Origin of the sequence: Kitasatospora sp. NPDC058063 (genome assembly GCF_042885395.1) — a bacterium.
In the GTDB taxonomy this organism is placed as follows: domain Bacteria; phylum Actinomycetota; class Actinomycetes; order Streptomycetales; family Streptomycetaceae; genus Kitasatospora; species Kitasatospora lactacystinica.
The window spans coordinates 215379-232464 of sequence record NZ_JBHVSD010000015.1; the positions used below are offsets into that span (position 1 = coordinate 215379).

Annotated in this window: 11 protein-coding genes; 7 read left to right on the forward strand and 4 right to left on the reverse strand. The window is 73.4% G+C overall.

Translation table 11 applies throughout. The features are described from left to right. Nucleotides 1-189 precede the first annotated feature (189 nt). Nucleotides 190-1899, reverse strand: coding sequence for a carboxyl transferase domain-containing protein (locus ACFVUY_RS25830; RefSeq protein ID WP_387733622.1), 1710 nt, complete (start codon nucleotides 1897-1899; stop codon nucleotides 190-192). A 131-nt stretch (nucleotides 1900-2030) separates the two neighbouring features. Here ACFVUY_RS25830 and ACFVUY_RS25835 point away from each other — a divergent pair, with 131 nt between their 5' ends. Together ACFVUY_RS25835 and ACFVUY_RS25840 are read left to right on the forward strand one after the other, a co-directional pair. Continuing rightward, nucleotides 2031-2696: a TetR/AcrR family transcriptional regulator gene (locus ACFVUY_RS25835; protein WP_387733625.1), complete on the forward strand. Its 666-nt coding sequence runs from the start codon at nucleotides 2031-2033 to the stop codon at nucleotides 2694-2696. A 271-nt stretch (nucleotides 2697-2967) separates the two neighbouring features. Beyond that, nucleotides 2968-7059 (forward strand): ABC transporter transmembrane domain-containing protein, encoded by a 4092-nt coding sequence (locus ACFVUY_RS25840; RefSeq protein WP_387733628.1) that lies wholly within the window; start codon nucleotides 2968-2970, stop codon nucleotides 7057-7059. Between the two features lie 133 nt (nucleotides 7060-7192). On the opposite strand, the gene ACFVUY_RS25845 is transcribed toward ACFVUY_RS25840, so the two are convergent. Further along, nucleotides 7193-8215 carry an ATP-grasp domain-containing protein gene (locus tag ACFVUY_RS25845; protein WP_387733631.1) on the reverse strand — a complete coding sequence of 341 codons (1023 nt, stop codon included), beginning with the start codon at nucleotides 8213-8215 and terminating at the stop codon, nucleotides 7193-7195. A gap of 123 nt (nucleotides 8216-8338) precedes the next feature. Between ACFVUY_RS25845 and ACFVUY_RS25850 the strand changes: the two genes are divergently transcribed. Further along, a complete protein-coding gene (locus ACFVUY_RS25850; RefSeq protein ID WP_387733634.1) occupies nucleotides 8339-8881 on the forward strand; it encodes an NUDIX hydrolase in 543 nt (180 codons plus the stop codon). A gap of 112 nt (nucleotides 8882-8993) precedes the next feature. Here ACFVUY_RS25850 and ACFVUY_RS25855 read toward each other — a convergent pair whose 3' ends face one another. Then, complete coding sequence (locus ACFVUY_RS25855) at nucleotides 8994-10211, reverse strand: hypothetical protein (protein ID WP_387733636.1); 1218 nt, start codon at nucleotides 10209-10211, stop codon at nucleotides 8994-8996. A 293-nt stretch (nucleotides 10212-10504) separates the two neighbouring features. Further along, a complete protein-coding gene (locus ACFVUY_RS25860; RefSeq protein WP_387733639.1) occupies nucleotides 10505-11620 on the reverse strand; it encodes an ABC transporter substrate-binding protein in 1116 nt (371 codons plus the stop codon). 324 nt (nucleotides 11621-11944) lie between these two features. Between ACFVUY_RS25860 and ACFVUY_RS25865 the strand changes: the two genes are divergently transcribed. The 4 genes from ACFVUY_RS25865 (at nucleotide 11945) to ACFVUY_RS25880 (ending at nucleotide 16721) form a co-directional block, all read left to right on the forward strand. Next, complete coding sequence (locus tag ACFVUY_RS25865; RefSeq protein ID WP_387691892.1) at nucleotides 11945-13519, forward strand: APC family permease; 1575 nt, start codon at nucleotides 11945-11947, stop codon at nucleotides 13517-13519. Between the two features lie 179 nt (nucleotides 13520-13698). Beyond that, nucleotides 13699-14823 (forward strand): tryptophan--tRNA ligase, encoded by a 1125-nt coding sequence (trpS, locus tag ACFVUY_RS25870; protein WP_387733642.1) that lies wholly within the window; start codon nucleotides 13699-13701, stop codon nucleotides 14821-14823. Nucleotides 14824-14981: 158 nt separating this feature from the next. After that, nucleotides 14982-15938 (forward strand): LD-carboxypeptidase, encoded by a 957-nt coding sequence (locus ACFVUY_RS25875; RefSeq protein ID WP_387733644.1) that lies wholly within the window; start codon nucleotides 14982-14984, stop codon nucleotides 15936-15938. A gap of 108 nt (nucleotides 15939-16046) precedes the next feature. Beyond that, nucleotides 16047-16721 (forward strand): nucleoside/nucleotide kinase family protein, encoded by a 675-nt coding sequence (locus ACFVUY_RS25880; RefSeq protein WP_387733647.1) that lies wholly within the window; start codon nucleotides 16047-16049, stop codon nucleotides 16719-16721. The last annotated feature ends 365 nt before the right edge of the window (nucleotides 16722-17086 follow it).

The window sequence follows — 17086 nt, forward strand, 5'->3', positions numbered from 1 at the left end:
GGCGGGCGATCCCGCGGCGGTTGGCCCCCTCACCTGTGGCGAACTTGGGTGGGGTTCCTCGGGGTCGCGGGGTGCCGTACGACGGTGGGGGGGGGGGGGGGTGGGGGCGCCGGCCGGGGTGGGCCGGCGCCGCGGGGAGTCACACCCGGAAGGGAGGGGTCACGGACGCAGGGGTGACACGAGGCGGGATCACATGCGGAAGACGCCGTACGGAGCGGGCGGTGCCAGCGGGGCGTTGGCGCAGGCGGTGAGCGCGAGACCGACGACGGTGCGGGTGTCCATCGGGTCGATCACACCGTCGTCCCAGAGCCGGGCGGTGGCGTAGTAGGCGCTGCCCTGGCGCTCGTACTGCTCGCGGACGGGGCGCTTGAACTCCTCCTCCGCCTCGGCCGGCCACTGCTCGCCGTGCGCCTCCAGCTGGTCGCGGCGGACGGTGGCGAGGACGGAGGCCGCCTGCTCGCCGCCCATCACGGAGATCTTGGCGCCCGGCCACATCCACAGGAAGCGAGGCGAGTAGGCCCGACCGCACATCGAGTAGTTGCCGGCCCCGTACGAGCCGCCGACCACCACGGTCAGCTTCGGGACGCGGGTGCAGGCGACGGCGTTGACCATCTTGGCGCCGTGCTTGGCGATGCCGCCCGCCTCGTACTGCCGGCCGACCATGAACCCGGTGATGTTCTGGAGGAAGAGGAGGGGGATGCCGCGCTGGTCGCACAACTCGATGAAGTGGGCGCCCTTGACGGCCGACTCGGAGAACAGCACGCCGTTGTTGGCGACGATGCCGACCGGGTGGCCGTGGATCCGGGCGAAGCCGGTGACCAGGGTGGCGCCGTACTCCGCCTTGAACTCGGCGAACCGGCTGCCGTCCACCAGGCGGGCGATCACCTCGCGCACGTCGTAGGGCGTGCGCGGGTCGACCGGCACGGCGCCGTACAGGCCCGCCGGGTCGACGGCCGGCGGCTCGACCGGGGTGAGCGGCCACGGCCTGGCCTCGCGCGGGCCGAGCCCGGCGACGATCGTGCGGACGATGGAGAGGGCGTGGGCGTCGTCCTCGGCCAGGTGGTCCGTCACGCCCGAGGTGCGGGAGTGCAGGTCGCCGCCGCCCAGCTCCTCGGCGGTGACCACCTCACCGGTGGCGGCCTTCACCAGCGGCGGGCCGCCCAGGAAGATCGTGCCCTGGTTGCGGACGATCACGGCCTGGTCGCTCATCGCCGGGACGTACGCGCCACCGGCCGTGCACGAGCCGAGCACCGCGGCGATCTGCGGGATGCCCGCGGCGGAGAGCCTGGCCTGGTTGTAGAAGATCCGGCCGAAGTGGTCGCGGTCCGGGAAGACCTCGTCCTGCATCGGGAGGAAGGCGCCGCCGGAGTCCACCAGGTAGACGCAGGGCAGCCGGTTCTCCAGCGCGACCTCCTGGGCGCGCAGGTGCTTCTTCACCGTCATCGGGTAGTAGGTGCCGCCCTTGACGGTGGCGTCGTTGGCGACCACCACCACCTCGCGTCCGGCGACCCGGCCGATTCCGGCGATCACCCCGGCCGCGGGCGCCGCGCCGTCGTACATCCCGTCGGCGGCCAGCGGGGCCAGCTCCAGGAAGGGGGAGGCCGGATCGAGCAGGGTGTCCACCCGGTCGCGGGGCAGCAGCTTTCCGCGGGAGGTGTGCCGGGCGCGGGCCTTGGCACCGCCGCCCAGGGCGGCCGCGTCGAGCTTCGCGCGCAACTCGGCGACCAGGGCCCGGTGCGCTTCGGTGTTCGCGCGGTAGGCCTCGGAGCCCGGGTCGACGGAGCTGCCGAGCCGGGGCGCCGGTGCGGCGGCCGCGGACGGTGCGGCGCCGGGCGCGGCAGTGCCGGCCGCTGCGCCGAGCCGGAAGCCGGTGGATGTTCCGGCGGTTGAGATGACCATTCCCAAGAGCTCCCTTGCCCTCGGCACCAGGTGGGCAGCCGGGTGCGTCCGCCCGTGATCGCCACGTTAATTAACGTTAACTTACGCGCCCAGGTTAACGGCCGATAACCCGACTGTCTACGATGGACGGCATGCCGAACGTCCCCGCCGCCTCCGCGCTCCCCCGCCGCGACCAGATCCGCCGGGAGGCCGCGAGGCTGTTCGCGGCCCGGGGCTTCCTCGGTGTGGGGGTGGACGAGATCGGCAAGGCGGTCGGGATCAGCGGTCCCGGGCTCTACCGCCACTTCGCCGGCAAGGACGCGATGCTCGCGGACCTGCTGATCGGCATCAGCGAGCGCCTGCTGGACGAGGGGCGCCGCCGGGCCGGTGGCGGCGAAGGCCCGGTCGCCGCGCTGGACGCGCTGATCAGCGGCCACGTCGACTTCGCCCTGGACGACCGGGACCTGATCACCCTGCACGACCGGGAGCTGCTGAACCTCAAGGAGGAGGACCGGCGCACCGTCCGCCGGCTCCAGCGCGGCTACGTCGAGCTGTGGGTGGACGTGGTCCGGCAGGCCTACCCGCCGCTGGCCGGCTCCGCCGCCGAGCCGGTGGCGCGTGCCGCCGTGCACGCCGTCTTCGGCCTGATCAACTCGACCCCGCACAGCCTCGGCCCGAACCCCGACCACGGCGAGCGCGTCGCCCTCCAGCGCGACGGAATGGCCGCCCTGCTCCACGCCCTCGCCCACGGCGCGTTCGCGGCGGCCGCGGAATCGGCGGGCGTCCCCGCCGACGGTTCGGCGTCCGCGGGCGTTTGAGGCGCTCGGCGGCAGTCCGTCCGGAGACCTGGTCCCAAAGGGTGACGCCCGGCCCGTCCCCGGCCGCTGGGCGCGCGAGGGGTCGTCGGCGATCCTGGAGACGGCCGGGGGAGTGGGCCGTTCGAGTGTCCGCCCGGGAATCACCGCAGGCCGTCGGCTGTTGGCCAGTCCGCCGGGCCGGATGATCGGGGCTCCCCCTGGCCGGCCCCGAACCCCTCCGGCTCGGGAACGCCATGGCGGCCACCCGACGAAATGGTTAGCATCCCTAAATATGCCTGAGACTCACGGATCCACGGTGGAGCAATCCCCGAGCGGCCCCCCGGCCCCCGGCCCAACCCCGGAGGCTCCCGCCGACAGCCCGCAGAGCGCCGTCGGAAACACCGGTCCGGCCGCGGAGGCCGCCCAAGGCGCCGAGGCGGCCGGCTGGCTGCGCCGTCTGGTCGGCTACAGCTGGCGGTCCCGGCGCAGCCTGCTGCTCGCGTTCGGCGCCTCGCTCCTCGGCATGGCCGTCACCGCGCTGGTGCCGCTGGTCACCAAGCTGATCATCGACGACGTCATCATCTCCCACACCCGTTCGCTGGCCCCCTGGGCGGTGGTGCTGCTGCTCGCCGCCCTCGTGGTCTTCGGCTGCACCCAGGTCCGCCGCTACTACGGCGGCCAGCTCGCGGTCGACGTCCAGCACGACATGCGCAGCGACCTGTTCCGCTCGCTCGGCCGGCTCGACGGCCACCGCCAGGACCGGCTGGACACCGGTCAGGTGATCGGACGGGCGACCTCCGACCTCCAGCTGGTCAACGGCCTGCTCTCGATGCTGCCGATGATGACCGGCTACCTGCTGATGTTCGTCATGTCGCTGGCCGTGATGGTCTGGCTGTCCCCGCCGCTCACCCTGGTCGCCCTGGTCATGGCCCCCGCGCTGTGGTGGGTCTCGGTGCTCAGCCGCAAGCGCCTCTTCCCCGCCACCTGGGCCGCCCAGCAGGAGGCGGCCGCCGTCGCGGGCGTGGTGGACGGCGCGATCGGCGGCGTCCGCGTGGTCAAGGGCTTCGGACAGGAGGCGCAGGAGCTCGACAAGCTGGAGGCGGCCTCCCACAACCTCTTCGCGGCCCGGCTCCGGTCGATCCGGCTGAACGCCCGGTACAACCCGGCGATGCAGGCGATCCCGGCGCTCGCCCAGGTCGGCGTCCTCGCCTTCGGCGGCTGGCTGGCCGTCGACGGCCGGGTCACGCTGGGGACCTTCGTCGCCTTCTCCACCTACGTCGCCCAGATGACCGGCCCGGTGCGGATGATGACCATGGTCATCACCGTCGGCCAGCAGGCCCGGGCCGGCGTCGAGCGGGTCCTGCAGCTGATCGACGAGCGCCCGCTGGTCCAGGAGCGCCCGGACGCCCGCACCCTGGACCTCACGCACGGTGGCTCCCCGGCCGGCGCCCCGGCGATCGGCACCACCGCCAGCGCCCCCGCCGACGCTGCCGCCCCCGTCGGCCCGCGGACCCCCGACGTCGCCCTGGAATTCGACCGGGTCGAGTTCCGCTACGACCCCGAGCACCCCGCCCCCGTCCTGCACGGCCTCAGCCTGAAGCTGGCCCCCGGCGAGACCCTCGCCCTGGTCGGCGCCTCCGGCTCCGGCAAGTCGACGGTGGCCCAGCTGGTGCCCCGCTTCTACGACCCCGCCTCCGGCACCGTCCGCCTGTACGGCCACGACCTGCGTGACCTCACCTTGGACTCGGTCCGCGCGACGGTCGGCATCGTCCCCGAGGAGAGCTTCCTCTTCTCCGAGTCGGTCCGCACCAACATCGCCTACGGCCGTCCGGACGCGACGGACGAACAGGTGGTCGCCGCAGCCCGCGCCGCCCAGGCCGACGAGTTCGTCCGCGCGCTGCCGGACGGCTACGACACCAAGGTCGGCGAGCAGGGCCTGACCCTCTCCGGCGGCCAGCGCCAGCGCATCGCACTGGCCCGGGCGATCCTCACCGACCCCCGGATCCTGCTGCTGGACGACGCCACCTCGGCGGTGGACCCGCAGATCGAGGCGGAGATCCACGACGCGCTGCGCTCGGTGATGACCGGCCGCACCACGCTGCTGATCGCCCACCGCCGCTCGACCCTCCAGCTCGCCGACCGGATCGCCGTCCTGGAGCGAGGCCGGCTGCTGGACCTCGGAACGCACGACGAACTCGAAGCCCGATGTCCCCAGTACCGGGCCCTGATCACCGACCCCGAGGCCGGCTCCGCCGACCGGCACTCCACCCCCGAACCGGCATCCGATGAACCGGCGTCCGATGAACCGGCGTCCGCGGCAGCGGCCCCGGCGAAGCCCGGGCGGGCAACCGGGCAGCGGGCCGCCGACGGCACTCCCACCGACGGCGCTCCCGGCACCGCCGGAACCGACGACACCGCCGGAACCCGGGCCACTCCCGGAACCGACGACACCGACGGCACCGCGGGAACCCCCGGAACCCGGACGACCCCCGTCCTCCCCACCCCCGCCCTGGCCAAGGCCGCCCGCACCGCCGACCCCGACCTGCTGGACCGGGTCGCGGCCCTGCCGCCGGCCTCCGACACCCCGGACGTCCCCCGCGCCGAGGCCGAGGCCGGCGACTCCGACTTCACCCTGCGCCGCCTCCTGCGCTCCTTCCGCACCCCGCTGCTCATCGCCCTCCTGCTGGTCGCCCTGGACGCGGCGGCCGGGCTGGTGCTGCCGGTGCTGATCCGGCACGGCATCGACGACGGCGTCCGCAAGGGCCTGATGTCCGGGGTCGCGGTCGCCGCGCTCACCGCACTCGTCGTGGTGCTGCTGGACTGGGTGGTGCAGGGCGCGGAGAACCGGGTCAGCGGCCGTACCGGCGAGCGCGTCCTCTACACGCTCCGGCTCAAGATCTTCGCCCACCTCAACCGGCTCGGCCTGGACTACTACGAGCGCGAGCTGACCGGCCGGATCATGACCCGGATGACCACCGACCTGGACTCGCTGACCTCCTTCCTCCAGACCGGCATGGTCACCGCGGTGGTCAGCCTGCTGACCTTCGCCGGGATCTTCGCCGCCCTGCTGATCATCGACGCCGGCCTGGCCCTGGTGGTCTTCGCCGTCCTGCCGCTGCTGGTGATCGCCACCCTGGTGTTCCGCAAGAAGTCCAAGGACCAGTACGAGCGCTCCCGCGACCTGATCGGCACCGTCAACGCCGACCTCCAGGAGAACGTGGCCGGCATGCGGATCGTCCAGGCGTTCCGCCGCCTGGACACCAACACCGACCGCTTCGTGGCCCGGGGCATCGCCTACCGCGAGGCCCGGGTCAGGGCCCAGCTCTACATCTCGCTGTACTTCCCGTTCGTCCAGTTCCTCTCCAGCGTGGCCGCCGCGCTGGTGCTGATCGTCGGCGCGGCCCGGGTCGACGCCGGGACGCTGACGGTCGGCGCGCTGGTCGCGTACCTGCTCTACATCGACCTGTTCTTCGCGCCGGTCAACCAGCTGTCCCAGGTGTTCGACGGGTACCAGCAGGCCTCGGTGGGCCTCGGCCGCATCCGCGAGCTGCTGCGCACCCCGACCACCACCGCCGAGGCGGCCGACCCGGTCCCGGTGGTCAAGGGCCTGCGCGGCGAGATCGCCTTCGAGGGTGTCGGCTTCGCCTACAACGGCGGTGCGGACGGCGCCCCGACCGTGCTGAGTGGCGTGGACCTGCACATCCCGGCCGGGCAGACGGTGGCGCTGGTCGGCGAGACCGGCGCCGGAAAGTCGACGCTGGTGAAGCTGGTCGCCCGGTTCTACGACGCGACGGAGGGCACCGTCCGCGTGGACGGGGTCGACCTCACCCGCTACGACCTGGCGCAGTACCGCCACCGCCTGGGTGTGGTGCCGCAGGAGGCGTACCTGTTCGCGGGCACGGTCCGCGAGGCCATCGCCTACGGCCGGCCGGGCGCCTCGGCGGCCGAGGTGGAGGCGGCGGCCCGGGCGGTCGGCGCGCACGACATGATCGTCCGGCTCTCGGGCGGCTACGACCACGAGGTGGCCGGCCGCGGGCGCAACCTCTCGGCGGGGCAGCGCCAGCTGATCGCGCTGGCCCGGGCGGAGCTGGTCGACCCGGACATCCTGCTGCTCGACGAGGCCACCGCGGCGCTCGACCTGGCCACCGAGGCCGCGGTCAACCAGGCCGCGGACCGGCTCAGCGGCGGACGGACCACCCTGGTCATCGCCCATCGCCTGACCACCGCCGAGCGTGCCGACCGGGTGGTCGTGCTGGACCACGGCCGGGTGGTCGAGGACGGCACGCACGCCGAACTGCTCGCCCTGGGCGGCACCTACAGCCGGCTCTGGCAGGCGTTCATCGCCGACGGCCACCCGGCGGCCGAGGCCGTGGCCGCCGGATAGGCCGTCCCGCACCCGGGCCGGGGGGCGGCGTCAAGCCGGCCCCCGGCCGGCCACGATCCCGAACCTCTGCGAACCCGAACCCTGCGACGCCGAACCTCCACGCCCCGCCCGGCGGTCCTTCACGTACGAACCGTCAGGCGGCGATCAGCGAGGCCAGCAGTCCCGAGGCGTCGATCCCGCGCGGCAGGTCGCTCACCTGCCCGTCGCCGACCTCGACCACCCGCCAGCCGGAGCCGTCCGCCCGGCTGGCGAGGTCGGTGGTGACGAAGCGGCAGCCGAGCCTGCGGACCAGCGCCGGGACATCGGTGAGGTCGGGTTCGACGGTCCGGCGCGGGGCGTCCGGGTGCGGCCCGACCAGGACGGGCCGGCCGTCCAGCCACCACACCCGGGCCTCCACGGGCCGCCCGCCGCCGCCCGGCGCGTCGCCGTCGGCGCGCTCCGGGCCGACCGCACTGGCGGCACCGGACACCCCGCTCGCACCGGACACCCCGCTCGCGTCGGCCTCGCGGTCGGCGCCGTTCGCGCCGGCCGGCCCCGCCGGGACGCCCGCGCCCTCGAACTCCTCGTACCGCCGCAGCACCACGCCGCCCGCCAGGAACTCGCCCTGCAGCTCGACGAACCGTTCCACCACCCGTCCGACGGCCGCCAGGTCGGCCAACTCGGGCACGTAGCAGGCCTCGTGCCACTCGTGCTTGCGCGACTTCACGTAGTCCTTGACGATCGCCGGCCCGTGCCCGCCGAGCCGGGCCGCGGCCTCCGCCAGTTCCTCGGGCCCGGGCGCCACCGGCCCCTCCGACGGGATCCACGCACTGGCCGGCGTCGCACCCTCGAACACGTCGTACCAGCCGGGCAGTTCGTGGGCCGCCGCGTACCCGGGCGGGCTGGTCAGCAGGGTGCCGCCGCGGGTGGTGAGCGCGGCGGCGAAGTCGGCGTACCGGGCGGTGGGCAGCATCCAACCCCGGTACCAGAGCGGCCCGCTGTCCGCCGGCACCCGTCGGACGGCCTCCTCGGCCCGCCCGGCGAGCAGCCCGTCGTGGTCGACCAGATGGTGCTCGCCGCCCAACTCCCGCAGCATCCTGGCCTCCCAGGCGAAGTGCGGGTCGGGCCGGCGCGGGTTGAGCGGATCGGCGGGGAAGATGATCGCGGGTACGGGCATGGCCGTCAGAGTACGGTCGGCGGGCTGATCCCGGGCCCGCCACGACGGACCGGTCGACCCGAGCACCCGACCGGAGTGCCGAATCCGCTCGACGCCCCGGGCGGCCACTGCGAGAGTGACCCGATGCGAAATCTGCTGAGCTCCCGCAAGCGCAGGCCGAGGCAGGCCGCCCGCACGGTGGTCCTGGACGAGAACGGCTCGGTCTTCCTGCTCCGTTCGGACAACGACGAGGTCGGCGTGCACTGGACCATGCCGGGCGGCGGACTGGAGCCGGGCGAGACCCCGTGGGACGGCGCCCGGCGCGAGCTGTGGGAGGAGACGGGCTGGAGCGACCTCGAACCCGGCCCGCTGCTCTGCACCTGGGAGCACGACTTCACCTGGCACGGCACCCCGGTCCGCCAGCACGAGCACATCTACCTCACCGCCGGGCCGCACCGCGGCCCGGTCGGCGACGTCAGCGAGGTGCACGCGGTCGACCGGATCCTGGACTGGCGCTGGTGGACCCCGGCCGACCTCGCCGACGAGAACGCCGACGCGCTCTGGCCGCCCGCGCTGCCGGGACTGCTGGACACGGTCCGCGCGGGCTGGGCCGTGGACGGTCGACCGCCGGTGCCGGTCGACCTCGGATACGTCCCGAACGGCCCGGTCACCCGCCGGGCCCGCTAGCGCCGCTGGGCCCGCTGGACCCGCGCGGCCTGTCACGCCCACCCGGCCTGTCACGTCCACCCGGCGTGTCGGGCCCGAACGGCCCGGCACCGAACGGCGCCCGGTGGAGCGGCTACCCGCGCCCGCCGCGCCGGGTCCGCGCGGCCGGACCGGGCTCCCAGCCGTGCAGTTCCAGCTCCCGGTCGTGCAGCGCGGCGGGGTTCATCAGCACCGTCAGCGGGGCGCCGACCAGCCGGTCGGCCGCGAGCCCGGTCGCGGACAGCAGCTGTTCGGTCGGCACCGAGACGGCGATGGCGGGCCGCCAGGAGGGCAGCACCACCAGGCAGGTGCCGCGGCCGACCCGGATCGGCCGGGCCGCCACCCGTACCGGTGCCCGTTCCTCCGGCCGACCGAGGGCCTCGGTGGGCCCCGGGCCGGCGCCGATCAGGATGCCGAGCGGCGGTTCGGCCCACGAGGCCCCGGCGGAGGCCCCGGCGGAGGGGCCGACGGTGCCGTCGACGGCAGAGCGGTCGACGGCGGCGGGGTCGGTCCCGGCGGAGCTCCCGATGGCGATGCCGGCTCCGGAGCCGGCATCGAGGGCTCCGGCTCGGGGAGCTCCGGTTCCGGACGACGGTCCCTGCGCCGCCGCTCCGGTCGCGCCGCCCCGTTCGCCCTGTTCGCCGGCCCGTTCGTCGCCCCGTTGGTCGGCCCGGCCGGTGGCACCCGGCAGGCCCGTTCCGGTCGGGCCGGACGCGGCCGTCTCCCGTGCGGTCGCCCCCTGCCCGCTCTGGGCGGCCTGCGGGTGCATCCGGCGCAGTCGCCGTGAGGGCGACGGCCGCCGGGATCCCAGGATCCGCGGCTCTTCGCGCACCGTGCGCTGCGTCGGCACGGACGGGCCGGCCTCCGAGGGTGCGGTGCCGGACCCGAACCGGACGAACCCGGTCTCGGCTCCGTCCGGCCCGTGGAGGGCGTCGGGCGCCGCGGCGGCACGCTCGGCGGATGCGCCGGGAGCGGCCGGTCCGTCCTCGGTCTCCGCGTCCGCGCCGGGCGGGGCCGGTACCTCCGCGACCGGTCGGCGGCACGCGTCCGCCGGCGGGACGGTCGGCGCCTCCGCGTCGTACCGGCTGCGCGGCTGCGGCACCGAGTCGAGGCGTGGCGGGCCGGTCCGGCGCGCCCCTCCCTCCGGGGAGGCGGGCGCGGGCGCACCGGGCTCGATGACGGTCGCGATCGAGCACACCGGGACGGCCGCGGCGGGCGGGCCCGGCACGGCGGGCGGGGGAGAGGATCCGGCGCTGTCCCCGGGCGGGCCGGGCAGGGACGGGTCGGTTGCGGCGGGGTGGAGCGAAGTCATCTGCGGGCCCTTCGGGGAACGGTCCCGACGATCCTCCCGCACCACGCGATCAGCTCCAAGCGTCGAACCCGACGGTGTGCGCGATACCACCGCGGGATCGTCGTGGGATCACCCGGATCACCCCGGATCGCCCAAGACGGCGCAGGGCGAACACCGTTGCCACACGACCGGAACGGCGCCGTGCTCTGCCCGCGGGCCCCGATCCCGCCCTGCGGGGCGGGATCGGCCGAGCGATCGGTCAAGGGGACGGCCGAGCGACCGGCCCTCGGGCCGGTCAAGGACCGACCGGGAGATCAACCAGCGGGCGCGACAAAGCCCTTGAGGTCGGCGAGCACCGCGTTCGCCGCCATGACGCCGAGCCCGAGGAACCAGGTCTCGTCCGAAACCGGCCGGGCCTGACCGGACTTGACCGCGCCGAGCGTCTTCCAGAGCGCGCCGCCCAGCACCGTGTCCTGGTTGGTCGAGCTGGGGCTTCCGTACACGCCGTAGAAGATCCAGTCGGCGTCGGCCTTGTCGATCTGCTCCGGGCTGACCTCCACCGCGAGCTCCTGGACCTGCTCGATCGTGGGCTGCGGCAGCGGCACGTCGGTGAGGATGGTGCCGATGAAGGAGAGCTCGGCGTAGAGCCGGGTCCGGCCCGGCATGAAGCGCAGCGGAGTGATGGTGGGCCGCTTGTCGCCGAGCTTCGCGCCGATCGCCGCGGCCGCCGCCTGGTACGCGTCGAGCTGCGCCTTGGCCTCGGCCTCCAGGCCGAACGCACTCGCGTTGAGCAGGAAGTTCTGCTTCCAGGGGTAGCCGGGGCGCAGCGAGAAGACGGTCGGCGCGATCTTGGACAGCTGGGCGTACTGGTCCTGGGCCCGCAGCTGGCTGCCGAGGATCAGGTCCGGCTTGAGCGCGGCGATGGCCTCCAGGTTGAGGCTGTTGATGGTGCCGACGGCGGCGGGGCTGCCGGCCTTGTCCTTGAGGTAGGACGGCAGGGACTTGGAACCGTCGGTGTACACGACGCCGACCGGCTGGATGCCGAGGGCGACGACGTTGTCGAGCTCGCCGGTGTCGAGCACCACGACCCGGGTGGGCCTGGCCGGGACGACGGTCTCGCCCATCGCGTGCCGGTGGTTGCGCGGGTAGACGCCGGGGGCCGCGTCGGTGCCGAAGCCCTTCATCTTCTCGATCACGGCCGCGTAGTCGTCGCCGCCCTGCTTGACCGACTTCTGGTTCGGGGAGGAGCCGCCGCCGGCCGGGGTCGAACCGCCGCTGCCGCCGGATCCACCCGCGCCGCCCGAGCTGCCGCAGGCGGTGAGCAGTCCGCCGAGGCCGAGCACGGCTCCTCCGGCGATCCCGGCGGTGAGAAACCTGCGGCGGGTCGCGGTGCGGGGGGTGAGGGCCAGGTCGTCGGAGGTGGGGGGCACGCGACGCTCCTTTCACGATCGAATTTAGGTTAGGCAAACCTATCCGATAGGAGGGAGGCGGGGTCGCGGGCCGTCCGCACCGGAGGGGCAAACTATGCCGAACCTTGGCAAAAGGGAGAAAATTTCTTGGCCCAACTCCTTTGAAACAAAGGTACATGGGTGAACAAGCCGTAAATACAGCAACCCCAACAGCCTTCGGGCGAACGAATCGAAGTAAGTGGTTTAGATCACCAAGGGTTGGTCTACTCAACCTTCCATGCCCGCCTCTAGGGTGCGCTGGTGTTTGATCAGCAGCTCTCAGAGCACACGAGCAGCGGCCGGGCAATGGCGCCCGGCGCTCCGCAGGGTGCCCCGGTCAGTGGCATCAGTGGTGGGGTCCCCGGAAGTCAGGGGACCGCTGGGGGAGCGGGGGACAAGGGTCTACGGGGCGGTTCCGTCGGCCTGCTGAGCAGTGTGGTGCTGGGCGTCTCGACGGTCGCCCCGGTCTACTGCCTGACAGCGACACTCGGACCGACCGTCACCGCGGTCGGCGTCCAGATGCCCGCGGTGTTCCTGGCGGGCTTCCTGCCGATGCTGCTCGTCGCGTTCGCGTACAAGGAGCTGAACAAGGACTTCCCGGACTGCGGCACGTCCTTCACCTGGGGCGTCCGGGCCTTCGGCCCCCGGGTCGGCTGGATGGCCGGCTGGGGGCTGACGGTGGCGACCATCATCGTGCTCTCCAACCTGGCCGGGGTCGCGACCGACTTCCTGTACCTGATGCTCGGGGAGATGACCGGCAGCAGCTGGGTCACCGAACTCGACCAGAACAAGGCCGTCCACCTGCTCACCGTGGTCCTGCTGATCGCCGGCGCCACCGCGATGAGCTACCGGGGGATGACCGCCACCAAGTGGTTCCAGTACAGCCTGGTCGGCCTCCAACTGGCCGTGCTGCTGCTCTTCTCCGCCATCGCCATCGGCAAGGCCGCCTCCGGTGACCTGCCCGACTCGATCGGCTTCTCCTTCTCCTGGCTCAACCCGCTCCAGGTCAGCTCGTTCAGCGCGTTCACCGCCGGACTGTCGCTGTCGATCTTCATGTACTGGGGCTGGGACACCTGCCTGACCATGAACGAGGAGACCCAGGGCAGCGCCAAGACCCCCGGCCGCGCCGCGATGATCTCGATGGTCACCCTGGTCGGCTCGTACCTGCTGGTCGCGATCGCCTCCCAGATGTTCGCGGGCGTCGGCAGCACCGGCAACGGCCTCGGCAACCCGGCCACCGCCGACAACGTCTTCGCCGCACTGGCCCGTCCGGTGCTCGGCTCGCCGTGGAGCATCCTGCTCTTCCTGGCGGTCGTCGCCAGCGCCGCCGCCAGCCTGCAGACCACCTTCATCCCGGTGGCCCGCACCCTGCTCGCGATGAGCGCCTACCGCGCCGTGCCGCCGCGCTTCGGCGCCGTCCACCCGCGCTTCCGCACCCCCGGCTACGCCACCGTCGCGGCGGGCATCGCCACTGCGGTCTTCTACGTCGGCATGAGTCTGATCAGCGAGAACGTCGTCCAGGACACCATCCTGGCGCTCGGTCTGATGATCTGCTTCTACTACGCTCTGACCGCCTTCGCGTGCGTCTGGTACTTCCGCCGCTCGCTGCGCGGCGGTGTCCGCGACCTGCTGCTCAAGGGCGCTGCCCCGCTCCTCGGCGGCGTGCTGCTCACCGCGGTCTTCCTCCAGACCCTCACCGACGCCTGGGACCCCGACTACGGCAGCGGTTCGGTCTTCGGCATCGGCTCGGTCTTCGTGATCGGCGTCGGCATCCTGCTGCTCGGCGCCGCGCTGATGACCTGGTACGGCTTCATCCGGCCGGAGTTCTTCCGCGGCGAGACGCTGCACAAGGACACCCCGGCACTGGTCGTGGAGGACTGACACCGTTACTGTGGGCCGCATGAAGCGCTTCGTGGGCCTGTGCTGGTGGCCGTCCTAGGACGGCCACCACACTCGCCTGACCAGGGCCGTCCGGGATGGACGGCCCTGCTGCGTTTCCCCGCAGGACGGGTCCCTCGCCCCGGACGGCCGCCACCGCCGCCGCACCGAGGAGAGAGACCTTGACCACCACCGCCGCGACCACCGCCGCCGTGACCACCACTGCGACCGCCGCTTCCGCGACAGCCTCCGCGACCACCCTTCTCGCGACCGCCGCCGACACGTCCGTTCCGTCCGCTCCGGTCGACGATCCGACCGCCCACCGCGTCCTCACCGGGGACCGGCCCACCGGACCGCTCCACCTCGGCCACTACTTCGGCACCCTGCGCAACCGGGTCCGGCTCCAGGACCAGGGAGTCGAGATGTTCGTCGTGGTCGCCGACTACCAGGTGATCACCGACCGCGACCTCGCCGACCGGCTCGCCGAGCACACCGAGAACCTCGTCCTCGACTACCTCGCCGCCGGCCTCGACCCCGAGCGGGCGACGATCTTCCCGCACAGCGCCGTCCCCGCCCTCAACCAGCTGCTGCTCCCCTTCCTCAGCCTGGTCAGCGTCGCCGAACTGGGACGCAACCCCACCGTCAAGGACGAGATCGCCCACTCCCGGCAGGCCGCCGTCAGCGGGCTGATGTTCACCTACCCCATCCACCAGGCGGCCGACATCCTCTTCTGCAAGGCCGACCTGGTCCCGGTCGGCCAGGACCAGCTGCCCCACCTCGAAGTCGCCCGCACCGTCGCCCGCCGCTTCAACGAGCGCTACCCGCACGCCGACGGCAGCGCCGTCTTCCCCCGACCGCAGGCCCTGCTCTCCGACGCCCCGATGCTGCTCGGCACCGACGGCGGCAAGATGAGCAAGAGCCGGGGCAACGCCGTCGCCCTCGGCGCCACCGAGGACGAGACCGCCCGGATCATCCGCGGCACCAGGACCGACGCCGACCGCCGGATCGGCTACGACCCGGTCAACCGTCCCGAGGTCTCCAGCCTCGTCCTGCTCGCCGCCCTCTGCCAGGACCGCGACCCCGAGGCCGTCGCCGAGGAGATCGGCGACGGCGGCGCTGCCGCGCTCAAGCGCACCGTCACCGAGTCCGTCAACGAGTTCCTCCGACCGATGCGCGCCCGCCGCGCCGAACTCGCCGTCGACCGGGGCCACCTGCGGCAGGTCCTGCGCGACGGCGCCGAGCGGGCCAACGCCGTCGCCGACGCCACCCTCGCCGAGGTCCGGGAGGTGATGGGGGCGGCCATCTGAAGAGCGCTCACCCGCCGGAGTCCGCCGAAGCCGTCCGGACAGCGGACCGCCTCCCGCGGACATCGGCCGTTCGACACGGGGCATATCGTCACCGGGCGGTCGCGGCCACAGCGCGACCGCCCGCACCCCGCTCCCGCGCCCGAAAGGTGGCCCGGCCCATGGACCAGCACCCGACCGCACCCGGCCAGGGGCTGACCCGCCCGCCGCACCTGCGCCCCGGCGACCACATCGCCGTCGTCGCGCCCAGCGGCCCGATCGACGCGGCACGCCTCACCGCCGGGTGCGCGATCCTCCGCTCCTGGGGGCTGCGCGTCAAAGTCGCCCCGCACGTCCTCGACACCCACCCCTCCCTCGGCTACCTGGCCGGCACCGACGCGGACCGCGCCGCCGACCTCCGGAACGCCTGGCTCGACCCCACCGTCGACGCCGTCATCTGCGCCCGCGGCGGGTACGGCGTGCACCGCATGGCCGACCTGCTCGACTGGACCGCGATGCGCGCCGCCGGGCCCAAGCCCTTCATCGGCTTCAGCGACGTCAGCTCCCTGCACGAGGCGTTCGCCCAGCGCCTCGGCCTCGCCACCCTGTACGGACCGCTGGCCGCCGGGGCCTCCTTCGTCTCCGACGGCCCGACCGCCGAGCACCTCCGCCGCACCCTCTTCGACCCCGCCGCCGTCACCGTCCTCACGTCACCCACCGCCGCCCCGCTCGTCCCCGGCCGGGCCCACGGCGTCACGGCCGGCGGCTGCCTCCACGTCCTCACCGCCGAGCGCGGCACGCCCGCCGCCCGGGTTTCGTACGAGGGAGGCATCCTGCTGCTCGAAGACGTGAACGAGCACCCCTACCAGCTCGACCGTCTGCTCACCCAGCTCCTGCGCTCCGGCGCCCTCGACGGCGTGGCCGGCGTCGCCCTCGGCTCCTGGGAGGGCTGCGGACGGCCGGAACGGGTCCGGGACGTGATGCTCGACCGGCTCGGCGGGCTCGGCGTCCCCGTGCTCTGGGAACTGGGCTTCGGCCACTGCCCGTCCACCCTCACCGTTCCGCTCGGCGTTCCCGCCCTGCTCGACGCCGACGCCGGCACCCTCACCCTGGACCTGCCTGCCCTCGCCGAACGCTGAGCCGGCTCGGCCCGGCGAGCCCCACCGGACACGGGGCCGAGCCCGGCACGGGGCCGCGCCGAGCACGGGCGTGGTCAGTTGCACGGGCGCGCTCAGTAAGGTGCGGCCATGAACGAGGACCGCCTCACCGCCCTTGCCCTCGGTTTCCTCCGCGGCCCGGGCAGCAACGCCCGCACGATCCTGGGACTTGCCGGCCCGCCCGGCGCCGGCAAGTCCACCCTGGCCCGCCACCTGGTCGCCGAGGTCGAGCGTGCCGAAGGCCCCGGCACCGCCGCCTACGTCCCGCTCGACGGCTTCCACCTCTCCGGCGCCCAGCTCGACCGCCTCGGCCTGACCCACCGCAAGGGCGCCCCGGTCACCTTCGATGCCCACGGCTACCTCGCCCTGCTGCGCCGCATCGCCGGCGACCGGTTCCAGGACATCTACGTCCCGGACTTCGACCGCACCCTGGACGAACCGGTCGCCGCCCGCCACGTGGTCCGCCCGCACACCCGGCTCGTCATCACCGAGGGCAACTACCTGGCCTCCGCCGACACGCCTTGGTCCGATGCCCGCCGACTCCTGCGCGAGCTCTGGTACGTGCACACGGATGACGAGGTCCGCGAGGAGCGTCTGCTCCGGCGGCACCGCGACGGCGGCCGCGACGAGGCCACCGCGCGCCAGTGGGTCACCGGCAACGACCACCCCAACGGCGCGTACGTGAAGCCCGGGCGGGCGCTCTGCACCCGCACCGTCTCCGGGACGGGTTTGCCTTCGGCCCCGGACAGGGGTAGTGTTTCCTAGTCGCTCGGCAGGGAGCACCGGACACGCATCGGCGCGGACGGTCCCGGAGCGGCCAATCCCCAGAAACACCACTTCCGGTTCGTGCCGGTCGTTTTCGCTTTTCGCGTCACGGCCTGGTGCTTATTCGGCGTGCGCGTTTTATCGGATTGCGGTCGGATTCGCTTTTCGGAGCGGGGATCGGCTAGAGTTTGAAACGTCGGACAGGGCGTCAAGCCCCGGAAGACACCGGCGAGTTGGATGAACGAAGCCCCGGAAACGGAGCGGAAAACATCTGATAAGCTGGAAACACGAAAGAACGAAGCCCGGAGGGTCCGCTGGAAGGCGGTCCGAAGGAAGCCTCCGTTCCTTGAGAACTCAACAGCGTG